Source organism: Stenotrophomonas sp. TWI1149, assembly GCF_039673155.1.
In the GTDB taxonomy this organism is placed as follows: Bacteria; Pseudomonadota; Gammaproteobacteria; order Xanthomonadales; family Xanthomonadaceae; genus Stenotrophomonas; species Stenotrophomonas maltophilia_AA.
The window spans coordinates 301,842-319,195 of record NZ_JBDJLB010000004.1 but is presented as its reverse complement, the minus strand read 5'-3'; the positions used below and the strand labels follow the sequence as shown (position 1 = coordinate 319,195).

Annotated in this window: 14 protein-coding genes; 11 read left to right on the top strand and 3 right to left on the bottom strand. The window is 66.4% G+C overall.

What is annotated here, in order from left to right:
- Positions 1–58: 58 nt before the first annotated feature.
- The 3 genes from ABE424_RS06930 to ABE424_RS06920 form a co-directional block, all read right to left on the bottom strand.
- Positions 59–1,267: an acetyl-CoA C-acyltransferase gene (locus ABE424_RS06930; RefSeq protein WP_346477996.1), complete on the bottom strand. Its 1,209-nt coding sequence runs from the start codon at positions 1,265–1,267 to the stop codon at positions 59–61.
- Between the two features lie 90 nt (positions 1,268–1,357).
- Positions 1,358–3,730, bottom strand: a complete 2,373-nt coding sequence (locus tag ABE424_RS06925) for a 3-hydroxyacyl-CoA dehydrogenase/enoyl-CoA hydratase family protein (RefSeq protein WP_346477997.1) — start codon at positions 3,728–3,730, stop codon at positions 1,358–1,360.
- Positions 3,731–3,774: 44 nt separating this feature from the next.
- Positions 3,775–4,437: a TetR family transcriptional regulator gene (locus ABE424_RS06920; protein WP_176989798.1), complete on the bottom strand. Its 663-nt coding sequence runs from the start codon at positions 4,435–4,437 to the stop codon at positions 3,775–3,777.
- Positions 4,438–4,757: 320 nt separating this feature from the next.
- Between ABE424_RS06920 and ndk the strand changes: the two genes are divergently transcribed.
- The 11 genes from ndk to guaB all read left to right on the top strand — a co-directional run bounded on the left by ndk (position 4,758) and on the right by guaB (position 17,259).
- Positions 4,758–5,183 carry a nucleoside-diphosphate kinase gene (gene ndk, locus ABE424_RS06915; protein ID WP_008265389.1) on the top strand — a complete coding sequence of 142 codons (426 nt, stop codon included), beginning with the start codon at positions 4,758–4,760 and terminating at the stop codon, positions 5,181–5,183.
- Between the two features lie 10 nt (positions 5,184–5,193).
- Positions 5,194–6,399 carry a 23S rRNA (adenine(2503)-C(2))-methyltransferase RlmN gene (gene rlmN / locus ABE424_RS06910; protein ID WP_176989799.1) on the top strand — a complete coding sequence of 402 codons (1,206 nt, stop codon included), beginning with the start codon at positions 5,194–5,196 and terminating at the stop codon, positions 6,397–6,399.
- Positions 6,386–7,183, top strand: a complete 798-nt coding sequence (gene pilW / locus ABE424_RS06905; RefSeq protein ID WP_179459126.1) for a type IV pilus biogenesis/stability protein PilW — start codon at positions 6,386–6,388, stop codon at positions 7,181–7,183. Before rlmN ends, pilW begins: the two co-directional genes overlap by 14 nt.
- A gap of 6 nt (positions 7,184–7,189) precedes the next feature.
- A complete protein-coding gene (locus ABE424_RS06900; protein ID WP_346490220.1) occupies positions 7,190–8,053 on the top strand; it encodes a RodZ domain-containing protein in 864 nt (287 codons plus the stop codon).
- Between the two features lie 59 nt (positions 8,054–8,112).
- Positions 8,113–8,751, top strand: a complete 639-nt coding sequence (locus tag ABE424_RS06895) for a tetratricopeptide repeat protein (protein WP_346490896.1) — start codon at positions 8,113–8,115, stop codon at positions 8,749–8,751.
- Positions 8,751–9,959: an outer membrane protein assembly factor BamB gene (gene bamB, locus ABE424_RS06890; protein ID WP_346490897.1), complete on the top strand. Its 1,209-nt coding sequence runs from the start codon at positions 8,751–8,753 to the stop codon at positions 9,957–9,959. Before ABE424_RS06895 ends, bamB begins: the two co-directional genes overlap by 1 nt.
- Positions 9,960–9,971: 12 nt before the next feature.
- On the top strand, positions 9,972–11,363 hold the full coding sequence (der, locus tag ABE424_RS06885; protein WP_346490898.1) for a ribosome biogenesis GTPase Der: 1,392 nt from the start codon (positions 9,972–9,974) through the stop codon (positions 11,361–11,363).
- Between the two features lie 77 nt (positions 11,364–11,440).
- Positions 11,441–12,580 (top strand): molybdopterin-synthase adenylyltransferase MoeB, encoded by a 1,140-nt coding sequence (gene moeB, locus ABE424_RS06880; protein WP_346490899.1) that lies wholly within the window; start codon positions 11,441–11,443, stop codon positions 12,578–12,580.
- Positions 12,581–12,801: 221 nt separating this feature from the next.
- Positions 12,802–14,628: a monovalent cation:proton antiporter-2 (CPA2) family protein gene (locus ABE424_RS06875; protein ID WP_346478001.1), complete on the top strand. Its 1,827-nt coding sequence runs from the start codon at positions 12,802–12,804 to the stop codon at positions 14,626–14,628.
- A gap of 137 nt (positions 14,629–14,765) precedes the next feature.
- Entirely contained in the window at positions 14,766–15,647 is an 882-nt protein-coding gene (gene folD, locus ABE424_RS06870) for a bifunctional methylenetetrahydrofolate dehydrogenase/methenyltetrahydrofolate cyclohydrolase FolD (RefSeq protein WP_152150574.1), read from the top strand.
- Between the two features lie 154 nt (positions 15,648–15,801).
- Complete coding sequence (gene guaB, locus ABE424_RS06865) at positions 15,802–17,259, top strand: IMP dehydrogenase (RefSeq protein ID WP_346490900.1); 1,458 nt, start codon at positions 15,802–15,804, stop codon at positions 17,257–17,259.
- Positions 17,260–17,354 lie beyond the last annotated feature (95 nt).

Below are 17,354 nucleotides of genomic sequence, written 5' to 3'. Positions count from 1 at the left end.
CGCATCAGTGATACCCGTCGCATCGGTGCCGACCCATCGGCCGGCACCGATCATTGCCTCACAGCGATTCGAAGATGCCCGCCGCGCCCATGCCGGTGCCGATGCACATGGTCACCATGCCGTACTTCTGCTGGCGACGGCGCAGGCCGTGCAGCAGGGTGGCGGTGCGGATCGCGCCGGTCGCGCCCAGCGGGTGGCCCAGGGCGATCGCGCCGCCCAGCGGGTTGACCTTCGACGGGTCCAGGCCGCAATCGCGGATGACGGCCAGCGACTGCGCTGCGAAGGCTTCGTTGAGTTCGATCCAGTCGAGCTGGTCCTGGGTCAGGCCGGCCTGCTTGAGCGCCTTCGGGATCGCGGCGATCGGGCCGATGCCCATTACTTCCGGGCGCACGCCGGCGACCGAGAAGCTGACGAAGCGGGCCAGCGGGGTCAGGCCGTAATCCTTGATCGCCTGCTCGGACGCCAGCAGCACCGCACCGGCGCCATCGCTCATCTGCGAGGAGTTGCCCGCGGTGACGGTGCCGCCGAACTGGCCGTTGCGGAACACCGGGCGCAGCTTGGCCAGGCCTTCAGCGGACGAATCCAGGCGCGGGCCTTCGTCGGTGTCCACGATCCTGTCGCGGGTGATGATGCGGCGGCCGTCAGCCAGGTCGGGCTGGCGGGTGCGCACGTCGTACGGGCTGATCTCGTCCTTGAACTCGCCGTTCTGGATAGCGGCGATGGCCTTCTGGTGCGAGGCGAGGGCGAACGCATCCTGGTCCTCGCGCGAGACCTTCCACTCTTCGGCGACCTTCTCGGCGGTGATGCCCATGCCGTAGGCGATGGCGACGTGGTCGTTGTCGAACACGCTCGGGGCCATCGCGATCTTGTTGCCCATCATCGGCACCATCGACATCGATTCGGTACCGCCGGCCAGCATCAGGTCCGAGTTGCCCAGGCGGATCTGGTCGGCGGCCATGGCCACGGCCTGCAGGCCGGAAGAGCAGAAGCGGTTGACGGTCTGCGCGGCGATGGTGTCCGGCAGGCCGGCCAGCAGCACGCCGATGCGCGCCACGTTCATGCCCTGCTCGGCTTCGGGCATCGCGCAGCCGATGATCGCGTCATCAATGCGGTTGACGTCCACGCCCGGCGCCTGCGCGACCACGGCGCGGAGCACGTGGGCCAGCATGTCGTCGGGACGGGTATTGCGGAACACGCCCTTGGGCGCCTTGCCCACCGGGGTGCGGGTGGCGGCGACGATGTAGGCGTCCTGGATTTGCTTGGTCATTGCAGTGATCTCTTGAATGTGGGGACAGGTGTGCCGACCAATGGTCGGCACCTACCGGGCGCGGACGGGTCCGTCGCGCCCGGCGCGCCATCAATTACGCAGCGGCTTGCCGGTCTTGAGCATGTGCGCGATGCGGGCCTGGGTCTTTTCCTGCTGGGCCAGTTCGACGAAGTGCTTGCGCTCCAGCGTCAGCAGCCACTCTTCGTCCACCAGCGTGCCGCGATCCACTTCGCCGCCGCACAGCACGGTGGCGATGCGCACGGCGATTTCGTAGTCGTACGGGCTGATGAAGCGGCCTTCCAGCATGTTGACCAGCATCATCTTGAACGTGGCGATGCCGACGTCACCGGCGACCTGGATGCGGCGGGCCGGCATCGGCGGACGGTAGCCGCCTTCGGCCAGCGCCAGCACTTCGGCCTTGGCGATGTGCAGTGCTTCGAAGCTGTTGAACACGACCTTGTCGGTCGCGCGCATCAGGCCCAGTTCCTTGGCGTTGACCGCCGAGTTGGAGACCTTGGCCATCGCGACGGTTTCGAAGGTCTTCTTCAGCTCGGCGAACACGTCGCCGCCCGGACCGGCCGCCTGCGAGGCGCGCACGGCCAGCTCCTTCAGGCCACCACCGGCCGGCAGCAGGCCGACGCCGGCCTCGACCAGGCCGATGTAGCTTTCCAGCGCGGCCACGCTCTTGGCGCTGTGCATCTGGAACTCGCAGCCGCCGCCTAGGGCCAGGCCGCGCACGGCGGTCACCACCGGCACCAGTGAATACTTGATCGCCTGGCTGGTGCGCTGGAAGTTGTGCACCATCTCTTCGAACTGGTCGACCTTGCCGGCCTGCAGCAGGCCGAGCGCACCGGCCAGATCGGCACCGGCGGAGAAGGGCTCCTTCTGCTGCCAGATCACCAGGCCCTTGTAGTCCTGCTCGGCGCGCTTGATCGCTTCCTGCAGGCCATTGAGCACGTGGTCGGACACGGTGTTCATCTTGGTCTTGAAGCTGACCACCGCGATGCCGTCGCCGTCGTGCCACATGCGCACGCCATCGTTCTCGAACACGGTTTCGCCCGGGCTGAAGCTCTCGCCCAGCAGCGGATCCGGGAAGCGCTGGCGCTGGTACACCGGCAGCGCCGAACGCGGCAGCTTGGCGTTGCGCGACGGGCTGTAGCTGCCTTCGGCGGCGTGCACGCCGTCGCGGCCATCGAACACCCAGTCCGGCAGCGGGGCGTTGCTCATGCTCTTGCCGGCGACGATGTCATCGGCGATCCACTGCGCGACCTGCTTCCAGCCGGCGGCCTGCCAGGTTTCGAACGGGCCCAGCGACCAGCCGTAGCCCCAGCGGATGGCCAGGTCGACGTCGCGCGCGGTCTCGGCGATGTCGGCCAGGTGGTAGGCGCTGTAATGGAACAGGTCGCGGAAAGTCGCCCACAGGAACTGCGCCTGCGGATGCTGGCTCTCACGTAGCTTGGCGAACTTCTCGGCCGGGTTCTTGATCTTCAGGATCTCGACCACTTCCGGGGCGGCGGTGCGATCGGCCGGGCGGTAGTCCTGCTTTTCCAGGTCGAGGACGACGATGTCCTTGCCGACCTTGCGGAAGATGCCGGCGCCGGTCTTCTGGCCGAGCGCGCCCTTGGCGATCAATGCATCCAGCCACTTCGGCGATTTGAAGAATTCATGCCACGGATCGTTGGGCAGGGTGTCGCCCATGGTCTTGATCACGTGCGCCATGGTGTCCAGGCCGACCACGTCGGAGGTGCGGTAGGTCGCCGACTTCGGGCGGCCGACCAGCGGGCCGGTCAGGCCGTCCACTTCGTCAAAGCCCAGGCCGAATTCCTGGGTGTGGTGGATGGTGGACAGGATCGAGAACACGCCGATGCGGTTGCCGATGAAGTTCGGGGTGTCCTTGGCGTACACCACGCCCTTGCCCAGGGTGGTGACCAGGAACGCTTCCAGGCCTTCCAGCACGGCGGCATCGGTGGTGGTGGCCGGGATCAGCTCGGCCAGGTGCATGTAACGCGGCGGGTTGAAGAAGTGCACGCCGCAGAAGCGGTGGCGCAGCTGTTCGGGCAGAACGTCGGCGAGCTTGTTGATGCCCAGGCCGGAGGTGTTGGAGGCGAGCACCGCGTGATCGGCCACGAACGGGGCGATCTTCTTGTACAGGTCCTGCTTCCAGTCCATCCGTTCGGCGATGGCTTCGATGATCAGGTCGCAGTCTTTCAGCTGCTCCAGGCCGGTCTCATAGTTGGCCGGCGTGATCGCCTCGGCGTAGGACTTGCTGGCGAGCGGGGCCGGGCTGAGCTTGCCCAGGTTGGCGATGGCCTTGAGCACGATGCCATCGGCCGGACCTTCCTTCGCGGGGAGGTCGAACAGCACCGTGTCGACGCCGGCGTTGGTCAGGTGGGCGGCGATCTGGGCACCCATGACGCCGGCACCCAGCACGGCGGCACGGCGGACTAGCAGGGAATTGGACATGTCGATAAGCCTTTGTTGGTCGGGCAGCCGGGCAGTGCCTGGCTCTACGGGGTGGAAAGGGAGGTCGTCGAAGCGCTTGAGGCCGCGCTGGCGCGGAATCCTGCGTCGGCGAAATGAATCAGTTCCTGGGCGGCATGGGCACGATGCGCCGCTTCGGTGACACCGGCGGGTCGCTTGATCAGGCCGAAGTCGGCCATGGCATAGGTCAGCGAGCCGGCGAGGAAGTCCAGGCGCCAGTACAGCTCCTCCTTGCTCAGCCCCGGCACGCAGGCGGAGATCGCCTTGCCGAAGTCACGCAGGACGTGGCCGTAATGGTCGGAGAGGAACTTGCGCAGGTTGTCGTTCTTTTCCGCGTAGGCGCGGGCGATGACCCGCACGAACGCGCCGCCGGTCTGGCGGTCCTGGGCCATGGCCAGGGCCGGTTCGACGAAGGCGGCCAGCACCGGGCGCAGTTCACCGGGGTGTTCGCGACGGGCAGCGTCCAGCTGGGCCAGGCGCGCCGAGGTCATTTCATCCATCCGGCGGCGGAAGACCTCATTGACCAGGTTTTCCTTGGAACCGAAGTGGTAGTTGACCGCGGCGATGTTCACATCGGCCTGGCTGGTGACCTGGCGCAGCGAGGTGCCCGCGAACCCGTGCAGGGCGAACAGTTCCTCGGCGGCGCCGAGGATGCGGTCCTTGGTGGAGAAGTGGGCGGGTTTGGCCATGGGGTAGGGAAGTTCAATCAAACGATTGTTTGATATTAGACCCGTGGCTGCGCTGCCGCATTGTGCGACGCAGCAGAGCGGGGCATCTGTTCATCCCCGCTCGAGGTGGGGCGGGCCGTCGGCCGGCACCCCCCGATTCCCTGAACGGGGCGCACAACCGCCGCAGCCATCGCGTTGCCGGCCAGCGGCCGGCACTACCGTACCGCGGGCTTACACGTTAGAATTGGCGCACGTATATCAGGCTAAGCCCGCGTTTTGACGCGGGTTTTTTTCATGTTAACCTCGGGCCGATCAAGTGGCCCGCCCAACGGAGTATTCCCATGGCGCTGGAGCGCACCCTTTCCATCATCAAGCCGGACGCCGTCGCCAAGAACGTCATCGGTGAAATCTACGCCCGCTTCGAAAAGGCCGGCCTGAAGGTCGTCGCCGCCAAGTACAAGCAGCTGTCGCGCCGTGAAGCCGAAGGCTTCTACGCCGTGCACCGCGAGCGTCCGTTCTTCAACGCGCTGGTCGAGTTCATGATCTCCGGCCCGGTGATGATCCAGGCGCTGGAAGGCGAGAACGCCGTCCTGGCCCATCGCGACCTGCTGGGCGCCACCAATCCGAAGGAAGCCGCCGCCGGTACCATCCGCGCCGACTTCGCTGAATCCATCGATGCTAATGCCGCCCACGGCTCGGACTCGGTTGAGAATGCCGCGATCGAAATCGCCTACTTCTTCGCCGCGACTGAAGTCGTCTCGCGCTGAGAGTGATGCCGTGAACGAGGTCGTACAGCCCACCGCCATCCCATCCGTGCTCGTGTCGAGCCCGGCTGTGGCCAAGCAGAACCTGCTCGACCTCGATCGCGAGGGTCTGGAGCGCTTCTTCGCCGAGACACTCGGCGAAGCGCGCTACCGTGCCCATCAGGTGATGAAGTGGATCCACCATCACTACGTCACCGATTTCGATGAAATGACCGACCTCGGCAAGGCGCTGCGCGCCAAGCTCAAGCAGCATGCCGAGGTGCTGGTTCCGAACATCGTGTTCGACAAGCCCTCCGCCGATGGCACCCACAAGTGGCTGCTGGCCATGGGCACCGACGGCAAGAACGCGATCGAAGCGGTCTACATCCCGGACAAGAACCGCGGCACGCTGTGCGTGTCCTCGCAGGTCGGCTGCGCGCTGAACTGCACGTTCTGTTCGACCGCGACCCAGGGCTTCAACCGCAACCTCTCCACCGCCGAGATCATCGGCCAGGTGTGGGTGGCGGCGCGCCATCTGGGCAACATCCCGCACAAGCAGCGTCGTCTCACCAATGTGGTGATGATGGGCATGGGCGAGCCGTTGATGAATTTCGACAACGTCGTGCGCGCCATGAGCGTGATGCGCGACGATCTGGGCTACGGCCTGGCCAACAAGCGCGTGACGCTGTCCACCTCCGGCCTGGTGCCGCAGATCGACCGGCTGTCCGCCGAGAGCGACGTGTCGCTGGCGGTGTCGCTGCATGCGCCCAATGATGCGCTGCGCGAGACCCTGGTCCCGCTCAACAAGAAGTACCCGATCGTCGAGCTGATGGCCTCGTGCGCACGCTACCTGCGCGCCAACAAGCGCCGCGAATCGGTCACCTTCGAATACACCCTGATGAAGGGGATCAACGACCAGCCCGAGCACGCCCGCCAGCTGGCGCGGCTGATGCGCCAGTTCGACAACGCCGTGCAGGCCTCGAACGCGGGCAAGGTCAACCTGATTCCGTTCAATCCATTCCCGGGCACGCGCTATGAGCGTTCCGGCGAAACCGACATCCGCGCCTTCCAGAAGATCCTGCTCGATGCGAAGGTGCTGACGATGGTGCGGCGCACCCGTGGCGACGACATCGATGCCGCCTGTGGCCAGCTCAAGGGTCAGGTCATGGATCGCACGCGCCGCCAGGCCGAGTTCAACAAAACGCTGCAGGACGGGAAAAACCGGGATGCCGCTGCCTGATCGCCGATTGCCAGCCGTTGTTTTCATCGCGCTGGCATTGGCCGGCTGCGGCAAACAGGGCATCAAACCGCCGTCCGGTACCCTCGAGGTCGCGCCGACCTATGAGGCCCGCGACAACCCCGAGATCCGCAAGCGCGTGAACTACCAGGACCAGATGGTCCTGGCCGGCGAGTCGCTGCGTGCGGGCTCGCCGGAGGCGGCCGAAAAACGGGTGCGGGCGGCGATGAAGATCGACGCGCGCCGTCCCGAGGCCTACATGCTGCTGGCGGCCATCGCCGCCCAGCGCGGCAACCAGGCCGAGGCCGGGCAGTTGTACGCCAAGGCCGCCGAGCTGGGCCCGGAGCGCGGTGATGTGCTCAACAATTATGGCGCGTGGCTATGTGCTCATGGCCGTCCGGCCGAGTCGCTGGTCTGGTTTGATCGGGCCCTCCAGGCGCCGGGCTATACGACGCCTGCCTCTGCCCTGGCCAATGCCGGTGGCTGTGCGCTGGATGCCGGGCAGCCCGAACGGGCGGTTCCGGACCTGCGCCGGGCGCTTGAGATCGATCCGGTCAATGCCTACGCGCTGGAGTCGATGGCCCGCAACGAGTTCGCCCAAGGGCGTTATTTCGAGGCCCGCGCCTTTTCGCAACGGCGTTTGACGGCTGCACCGGCCACACGTTCCGTGTTACAACTTGCGTCTCAAATCGAGGCGCGGCTTGGCGACAGCGTGGCATCCGGTCGCTATCTGCAGCGAATTCATGACGAATTTCCGCAGGATGCGGCACCTAATCCCCGGGGTTGAAGCATTGTGATTGATGACCAGACTGTGAACGCTTTTGATACTGCGGCCGGTTGCGGAGCTCGTCTTCGCCAGGCCCGGGAAGCGGCCGGACTGACCCTGGAGGCGGTGGGGCAGCAACTGCACATGCCGGTCCAGGTCGTGAAGTCCCTCGAAGACGAGCAGTGGCAGCGCCTCGGCGCGCCGGTCTTCGTCCGCGGCCAGCTGCGCAGCTACGCCCGTCTGCTCAAGGTGGACATCGGCGATATCCTCGAGCAGGCCCATATCGGGCCGATCGTGCCGCCGCAGCTGGTCAGCCATACCCATACCCCGCGGGCCCGGCGCATTGCCGAGAGCCTGGGGCGTCGCGTCCTGTATGTCGGCATCACCGCGGTTCTGGCTGTGCCGGTCTGGTTCGCCACCCGCGGCCATTTCGATGGCACGGCGACCACCCCGAACACCGCCTCGCTGGATGTGATCCCGGCGGCGGTACCGGTGGCCGGTGGCGAGACCCCGGATCCGGCCGCACCTGCGGCGGTCGAGGCGGCCAAGCCGACGGCACCGGCCGCGCCGTACCTGGCATCGCTGACTCCGGTCCCGCGTCCGGCGTCCGCGCCGATGCCGCAGGCCGGCGCGCTGAGCCTGCAGTTCAAAGGCGACAGCTGGGTGGACATCTCCGGGCCGGACGGCACCACCGTCGAGAAGGCCCTGATCAAGTCGGGCGAGACCCGCAGCTTCGCACCGGGCCAGGTGGCCCGCATGGTGCTGGGCAATGCATCGGCGGTCGAGGTTCAGCAGGCCGGCACTATCGTCGACCTTTCGCCGTACCAGCGAGCCAACGTGGCACGCTTTACGGTATCCTCTGACGGCTCCGTGGTCCCAGTTTCGCACTGAACCGCGTTTCCCCAATCCAATTCAAATAGCTCCTCCTCATGGGCGGGGCGAGAGTACGCATGGCGATCGACGACCTGCTCGACGAGCACGAACAAAGTGAACGCGTCCGCGGCTGGCTGCGGAAGAATGGTGTCAGCATCCTCGCTGGCGTAGCCATCGCGATCGGTGGCATCTGGGGCTGGAAAGAATGGCAGACCCGGCACAGCAACAGCCTGGCCGGCGCCAACGTCCAGTACCAGATCGTCCTCAAGAGCCTGGAAGACAAGGATCTGGAGCAGGCCGCCAAGGGTGTGAAGGACCTGGAAAGCGGCAAGGCCAACATCTATGCCGATCTGGCTGCCCTGCAGCTGGCCAAGGCCCAGGTCGATGCCGGCAAGAACGAGGACGCGCTGGCGACCCTGCGCGCGATCAAGGCCGACCCCGAATTCAAGCCGGTGATCGAGCAGCGCGTCGCGCGTCTGCTGGTGGCCACGGGCAAGACCGAGGATGCGATCAAGCAGCTCGGCACCGCTACCGACAGCGCCAGCCTGGAAATCCATGGCGATGCACTGATGGCGCAGGGCAAGCGTGATGCCGCCCGCGAGCAGTATGAGAAGGCGCTCAAGACGCTGGACGTGGCAGCGCCCCAGCGGCGCCTGCTGGAAACCAAGTTGACGGATGCCGATGGCACCGTCACCGATCCTGCGGAGTCGGTGTAATGAATCAGATGGTCATGATCAAGCGCGTTGCCACGGTTGCCCTGTTGGGCATGGCCCTGACCGGCTGCAGCACGATGAAGGGCTGGTTCGCCGGCAAGGACGCGGCGGCCAAGAAGGCGCTGGAACCGGCCGAACTGGTCAAGTTCGATGCCACCGCCAAGGTCGACAAGATCTGGACGGCCAACGTCGGCAAGGGCGAGAAGCGCATCGGCGTCCGCCAGGGCCCGGTGGTCGCCGATGGCCGCGTCTACGCAGCCGCCATCTACGGTGGCGTGCATGCCATCGACCTGCAGACCGGCAAGAAGGTCTGGACCTACGAGCCGGCCAAGGAAAAGAAGAAGCCCAAGCTTCGTCTGTCCGGTGGCCCGGGCGTGGGTGACGGCCTGGTCGTCATCGGCACCCTGGACGGCGAAGTCATCGCGTTGAACGCGGCCGACGGCACCGAAAAGTGGCGTGCCAAGGTGCCGGGTGAAGTGATTTCCGCACCGGCCGTGGGCCAGGGCATGGTGTTCGTGCGCAGCAACGACGGTCGCGTGACCGGCCTGGATGCCGAAAACGGCACCCAGCGCTGGTTCAACCCGCGCGAGCTGCCGGCACTGACCGTGCGCGGCAACGCGCCGGTCGTCACCGGCCCGGGCGTGCTGTTCATCGGCAACGACGACGGCTCCGTCGCCGCGCTGGCCATGCAGGACGGCCGCACGCTGTGGGACCAGATGGTCGGCACCGGCGAAGGCCGTACCGAACTGGACCGCATGGCCGATATCGACGGCGCGCCGGTGCTGGAAGGCAATACGCTGTTCGTGAGCAGTTTCAAGAGCCAGACCATGGCGATCGAGGGCCCGACCGGCCGTCCGCTGTGGGCCCGTGATCATGGTGGCGCCGGCGGCGTGGCCCTGACCTCGAGCACTGTGTTCGTCACCGACAACAAGGGCGGCGTGTTCGGCCTGGACAAGGCCAGCGGTTCGGCCATGTGGTCGCAGACGGGCCTGGCCCGTCGTTCGCTGACCGGTCCGGTCATCCACGGCGATTACGTTGTGGTCGGTGATTACAAGGGGTATCTGCACTGGTTGCGGACCGATACCGGTGAGTTCGCGGCGCGCGCCAAGAGTGGCGGCGACGCCCTCCTGGCCCAGCCGGTAGCCGCCGATGGGATTCTGCTGGTGCAGAACGTTGATGGAAAGCTGACCGCGTTCCGGTTGGCACAATAAGGAGTTACCGCGATGCTGCCCTTGGTCGCCCTGGTTGGACGGCCGAATGTCGGCAAGTCCACGCTGTTCAATGCGTTTACCCGTACGCGCGACGCGCTGGTCCATGACCAGCCCGGCGTGACCCGGGACCGTAATTACGGTGTTTGTCGTCTTGATGAGGACCACCCGTTCCTGGTGGTCGATACCGGCGGTATCGCCGGTGAAGAAGAAGGTCTGGCCGGCGCTACCGCCCGCCAGGCCCGCGCCGCCGCCGCCGAGGCGGACCTGATCCTGTTCGTGGTCGATGCCCGTGAGGGCCCGATGGACGACGAGATCCTGTCCTGGCTGCGCAAACTGGCCCGTCCGACCCTGCTGTTGATCAACAAGATCGACGGCATGAATGAAGACACCGTGCGTTCGGAGTTCGCCCGTTACGGCTTCAGCGAAATGCTGACCGTCTCGGCCGCGCACCGCCAGGGCCTGGATGATCTGGTGGACGAGGTCGTGGAACGGTTGCCGGAAGAGGGCACCACGGAGACCCTGGACACCGATCCGAACCGCATTCGCATCGCCTTCGTCGGCCGCCCCAACGTGGGCAAGTCGACGCTGGTCAATCGTCTGCTCGGCGAAGAGCGCATGATCGCCTCCGAAGTGCCCGGTACCACCCGCGACTCGATCGCGGTGGACATGGAGCGCGACGGGCGTGAGTACCGCCTGATCGATACCGCCGGCCTGCGTCGCAAGGCGCGTGTCGAGGAAGTGGTCGAGAAGTTCAGCGTCATCAAGACCCTGCAGGCCATCGAGCAGTGCCAGGTCGCGGTGCTGATGCTGGATGCCTCCGAAGGCGTGACCGATCAGGACGCCAGCGTGCTCGGCGCGGTGCTCGATGCCGGCCGTGCGTTGGTGGTGGCGATCAACAAGTGGGATGGCCTGACCGATTACCAGCGCGAGCAGGCTGAAGCGCTGGTATCGCGCAAGCTCGGCTTCGTGCCGTGGGCGGAAGTGGTGCGCATCTCGGCCAAGCACGGCTCGGGCCTGCGTGAGCTGTTCCGCTGCATCCACGCCGCGCACGCCTCGGCGACGCACGAGTTCAGCACCAGCGAAGTCAACAAGGCGCTGGAAACGGCGTACGAGACCAACCCGCCGCCGGCGATCCGTGGTCACGTGTCCAAGCTGCGTTACGTGCATCCGGGCGGTTCCAATCCGCCGACCTTCATCGTCCACGGCACCCGTCTGAAAGACCTGCCGGAGTCGTACAAGCGCTACCTGGAGAACTTCTTCCGAAAGCGCTTCAAGCTGGTCGGCACGCCCGTGCAGTTCATCTTCCGCGAGGGTGTGAACCCGTACGAAGGCAAGAAGAACGTGCTCACCGAACGTCAGCTCAAGCGCAAGCGCCGCTTGATCAAGCACGTCAAGGGCAAGTGATCCAAAGAAGAGCCGGCGAAAGCCGGCTCTTCTCATTGGGGCGGCCGGCCGATGCGCCCGAACGCGATAATCCCCGCATGAGCACGATCCCCGAACTCACCCCGGCGCAGGCCCGCGAACGCCTCGCCCACGGCGCACTGCTGATCGACATCCGCGAAGCGCACGAACGTGCCGCCGGCATGGCCGAAGGCGCGCTCGGCATTGCCAGGGGCGATCTCCAGGCCGAGCCGAGCGCACACCTGCCGGGACTCGATCGCGAGGTCGTCCTGATCTGCCAGAGCGGCAGGCGTTCGATGGACGCCGCGGTTTTCCTGTCGGACCTGGGCTACACGCATATCGCGTCCGTGCAGGGCGGTACGACCGCATGGCGTGCCGAGGGACTGCCTTTGGTGCAGCCGATCCAGAGCGGCGCCGAGCGTGACTTCAACGAGCGCTACTCGCGGCATCTGCTGTTGCCGCAGGTGGGTGTCGAGGGCCAGAAGACGCTGCTGGCCTCGCGCGTGCTGGTGCTCGGCGCCGGCGGGCTGGGCGCGCCGGCCAGTTTCTACCTGGCCGCGGCCGGGGTAGGGCACCTGCGGATCGCCGATGACGACGTGGTGGAGCGCAGCAACCTGCATCGGCAGATCATCCATACCGATGCCAGCGTCGGCGAGCCCAAGGTGCTCTCCGCGCGCACACGCCTGCTTGCCCTCAATCCCTCGCTGGACGTGGAGGCTGTGCAGGCGCGGGTCACTTCGGCCAACATCGATGCACTGCTCGACGATGTCGACGTGGTGCTGGACGGTTCGGACAACTTCCCGCTGCGCTACCTGCTCAACGATGCCTGCGTCCAGCACGGCATCCCCCTGGTGTACGGGGCGGTGGAGCGCTTCACCGGCCAGGTCAGCGTCTTCGATGCCGGGCGTCAGCGCGGCACCGCGCCGTGTTACCGCTGCCTGTTTCCCGAGCCGCCGCCGCCGGCGTTCGCGCCCAACTGTGCCGAGGCCGGTGTCCTCGGCGTGCTGCCCGGCATGGTCGGCCTGCTCCAGGCCACCGAAGTGCTCAAGCTGCTGCTTGGCATCGGTGAGCCGCTGATCGGCCGGCTGCTGAGCTTCGATGCGCTGGGCATGCGCTTCCGCGAGACACGCCTGCGCCCGGATCCGGCCTGCCCGGTGTGCGCGCCCGGGCGCGCCTTCCCGGGCTACATCGATTACGCGGCGTTCTGCAGCGGCGCGTAGATCCACGCCATGCGTGGATGCCGTTGGCGAGGCCGCCGGGTGGTCGCAGCCACGCGTGGCGTGGCTCTACCGGTGGGTTCGGTCGCGATTTCGGGACGATGTGGCATCCAGATTCAATATCGTTCTGAATTCAGCACGATAAAACGCATCATCCGCGCTATTGCCCTTCACCGCTTTGCCCTATCGTTGACCCATCTTGTGCAGTCCGGGGAAACAACCGCATGGCGGTGGAAGCAGGTGCCAGTGAACTGGTGAAAGTGGTCGCCCTGCTGGGTGCGGCAGTGGTGATGGTGCCGCTGTTCCGCCGGCTCGGCTTGGGCTCGGTGCTGGGCTATTTCGCCGCAGGCCTGGCGATCGGCCCGTTCGGGTTCGGCTGGTTCTCCGATCCGCAGGCGATCCTGCATACCGCCGAGCTCGGCGTGGTGATGTTCCTGTTCGTGATCGGCCTGGAGATGCGGCCCTCGCATCTGTGGAGTCTGCGTAACGAGATCTTCGGCCTGGGCACGCTGCAGATCGTGGTCTGCGGCACCGTGCTGACCGGTGTGTGCATGCTGCTCGGCTTCCCCTTGCCGGTGGCCTTCATCGGCGCCGCCGGTTTCGTGCTGACCTCGACCGCAGTGGTGATGCAACTGCTCGCCGAACGCGGTGACATCGCGCTGCCGACCGGCCAGAAGATCGTCTCGATCCTGCTGTTCGAAGATCTGCTGATCGTGCCGTTGCTGGCGGTCGTCGCGTTCATGGCGCCCGTGCACAGCGATGCCGGCGAGAGTTCGCGCTGGGTCACCGTCGGCATCGCGGCGGGTGCGATCGTCGGGCTGGTGCTGGTCGGCCGCTTCCTGCTCAATCCGCTGTTCCGCATCCTCGCCGCCGCCAAGGCGCGCGAAGTGATGACGGCTGCCGCATTGCTGGTCGTGCTCGGCGCCGCGCTCCTGATGCAGCTGGGCGGATTGTCGATGGCGATGGGCGCGTTCCTCGCCGGCGTGCTGCTCAGCGAGTCCACCTTCCGCCACCAGATCGAAGCGGACATCGAACCATTCCGCGGCATCCTGCTCGGCCTGTTCTTCCTCAGCGTCGGCATGGCGCTGGACCTCACCGTCGTCGCCAACAACTGGCCGCTGATCGTCTCCGGGGTGTTCGCGCTGATGTTTGCCAAGGCGATCTGCATCTACGTGGTCGCGCGCATCCTCGGCAGTGATCATCGCCAAGCGCTGGATCGCGGCGTGGTGATGGCACAGGGCGGCGAGTTCGCGTTCGTGCTGTTCTCCGCCGCGGCCGTGGCCGGTGTGATCGATGTGCAGGTCAACGCCAATCTGACCGCGATCGTCGTGCTCTCGATGGCACTGACGCCGCTGTTCGTGCTGCTGCACGACAAGCTGATGCCAGACCGCGAAGTCTCGCTCGATGGCGTCGAAGAAGCCGACGGTTTGTCCGGCAGCGTGCTGCTGATCGGCTTTGGTCGCTTCGGTCAGGTCGCCAGTCAGTCGCTGCTGGCGCGCGATGTGGATGTGACCATCATCGACAACGACGTGGACATGATCCACAACGCCGAGCGCTTCGGGTTCAAAATCTACTACGGCGACGGCACCCGCCTGGATGTACTGCATGCGTCTGGCGCGGGGTCGGCGCGTGCGATCGCGGTCTGCGTCAACAGCGACCAGGATGCCGATCGCATCGTCGAGCTGGTCACCCACGAGTTCCCCCAGGCCAAGCTGCTGGTGCGCTCGTTCGATCGCGAGCATTCACTGCGCCTGATCCATGCCGGCGTGGACTTCCAGATCCGCGAGACCTTCGAATCCGCACTGCAGTTCGGCCAGGCCGCGCTGATGGAGCTGGGCGCCGATCCGGATGATGCGCGCGAGATCGCCGAGCAGATCCGCGAACGGGATGCGGAACGCTTCGAACTGGAGATGGCCGGCGGAGACCTGCGCGCCGGCGCGCACATGGTATTCGGCACCGCGCTGCCTGGCGTTCCGACGCCGACGCCGTTCACCGCGCCCAAGCGCAAGGCGCGCACGCTCAACGCGGACGAGGTGCCCGAGGAAGAATAAGGAGGGTAGTGCCGGCCGCTGGCCGGCACCCAGGTGGGCCCATCCCACGTGCCGGCCAGCGGCCGGCACTACCGGTGGGCGGGGCGGGCCGAATCGGGGACAATAGACGACCGTCGCCCCCACGCCTGCTGCCCTCGATGAGCTCACCGACTTCCGACACCGCTTCTTCCGCCCGCATTCTCGACGGCCGCCGCATCGCCGAGGACCTGCTGGACAGCCTCAAGGTCCGGGTGGATGCCCGCCTGGCTGCCGGTGGCAGCCGTCCGGGCCTGGCCGTGGTGCTGGTCGGTGGCGACCCGGCCTCGACCGTGTACGTGCGCAACAAGCGCCGTGCGGCCGAGAAAGTGGGCATCGAAGCCTTTGATTACGATCTGCCGGCCGGCACCACCGAGGCCGAGCTGCTGACCCTGATCGACCAGCTCAACGCCGATCCCAAGATCCACGGCATCCTGGTCCAGCTGCCGCTGCCGGGCATTCCGGACGCCAACCGCCTGATCCACCGGATCGACCCGCGCAAGGACGTGGACGGCTTCCACCCGGAAAACGTCGGCCACCTGGCCTTGCGCGAATTCGGCCTCCGCCCGTGCACGCCGCGCGGCATCGTGACCCTGCTGGGTCACACCGACCAGCCGGTCCGCGGCCGCAACGCCACCATTGTCGGCGTCAGCAACCACGTCGGCCGCCCGATGGGTTTGGAGCTGCTGATCGCTGGCTGCACCGTGACCAGCTGCCACAAGTTCACCCCCAAGGACGTGCTGGAGCAGTCGGTGCGCAACGCCGACATCCTGGTGGTCGCCGTGGGCCGCCCGGGCATCGTCCCGGGTGAATGGGTGAAGCCGGGCGCCGTGGTCATCGACGTGGGCATCAACCGCCTGGACGATGGCCGCCTGGTCGGTGACGTCGGCTTCGAGGCCGCCGCCCAGCGCGCCAGCTGGATCACCCCGGTCCCGGGCGGGGTAGGGCCGATGACCGTGGCCACCCTGATGCAGAACACCATCGAGGCGGCGGAGGCGTTCTGACCCGGGAACGGCGTGACGACCAACGGTCGTCACCTACCGGCACCAGCGTCCTGAACCGGCGTTTGCCGGCGCGACACAGCGTCGCATCCGCCCCCTGCCAAAGACGCCCGAATCAGGGTAAAATGTCGCGCTTCCCCACATCTCGGGTATGCCGATGCTGCGCATCCAGGCTGAAGCTCTCACCTACGACGACGTCTCCCTCGTCCCCGCTCATTCCATCATCCTGCCCAAGGATGTCAGTCTGGAAACGCGCCTGACGCGCGACCTGCGGCTGAAGCTTCCGATCCTCTCGGCTGCCATGGATACCGTCACCGAAGCCCGCCTGGCCATCGCCATGGCCCAGCTCGGCGGCATGGGCATCATCCACAAGAATCTGAGCGTCGAGCAGCAGGCTGCCGAAGTGGCCAAGGTCAAGAAGTTCGAGGCCGGCGTCATCCGCGACCCGATCACCGTCGGCCCGGAAACCACCATCCGCGACGTGCTGGCCCTGACCCAGGCGCGCAACATCTCCGGCGTGCCGGTAGTGGACGGCGGCGGCCAGCTGGTCGGCATCGTCACCCACCGTGACATGCGCTTCGAGACCGAGCTGGACGATCCGGTCCGCCACATCATGACCAAGAAGGATCGCCTGATCACGGTCAAGGAAGGCGCGGCCTCGGATGAAGTGCTGCAGCTGCTGCACCGCAACCGCATCGAAAAGGTGCTGGTGGTCAACGATGATTTCGCCCTGCGTGGCCTGATCACCGTCAAGGACATCCAGAAGAACACCGACTTCCCGAACGCTGCCAAGGACATCGCCACCCGCCTGCTGGTCGGCGCCGCCGTCGGCGTGGGCGGCGATACCGATCGCCGCGTGGAAGCGCTGGTCGCTGCCGGCGTGGACGTGATCGTGGTTGATACCGCGCACGGCCATTCGCAGGGCGTGCTGGACCGCGTCAGCTGGGTCAAGAAGAACTTCCCGAACGTGCAGGTCATCGGCGGCAACATCTGCACCGGTGAAGCCGCGCTGGCGCTGCTGGACAGCGGCGCGGACGCAGTGAAGGTGGGCATCGGCCCGGGCTCGATCTGCACCACCCGCGTCGTGGCCGGCGTGGGCGTGCCGCAGATCACCGCGATCGACCTGGTAGCCGAAGCGCTGCAGGACCGCATCCCGCTGATCGCCGACGGTGGCATCCGCTACTCCGGTGACATCGGCAAGGCGCTGGCCGCCGGTGCCTCCACCATCATGATTGGTGGCCTGCTGGCCGGTACCGAGGAATCGCCGGGCGAAACCGAGCTGTTCCAGGGCCGTTCGTACAAGAGCTACCGCGGCATGGGCTCGCTGGCCGCAATGGAGAAGGGGTCCAAGGACCGTTACTTCCAGGACGCCGCCACCGCCGACAAGCTGGTGCCGGAAGGCATCGAAGGCCGCGTGCCGTACCGCGGCCCGGTGGGCGGCATCATCCACCAGCTGATGGGCGGCCTGCGCGCCACCATGGGCTACGTGGGCTGCGCTACCGTCGAGGACATGCGCAGCAAGCCCAAGTTCGTGAAGATCAGCGGCGCCGGCCAGCGCGAGAGCCACGTCCACGACGTGACGATCACCAAAGAGCCGCCGAACTACCGCTCCTGATGCGGGACGAGCAAAGAGGAACGAGGAAGCTGATTCCCGTTCCTCTTTCTCCATCTGCCGCTGAAAAATCTGACGTTTTCGTTTTCCCTACTGCA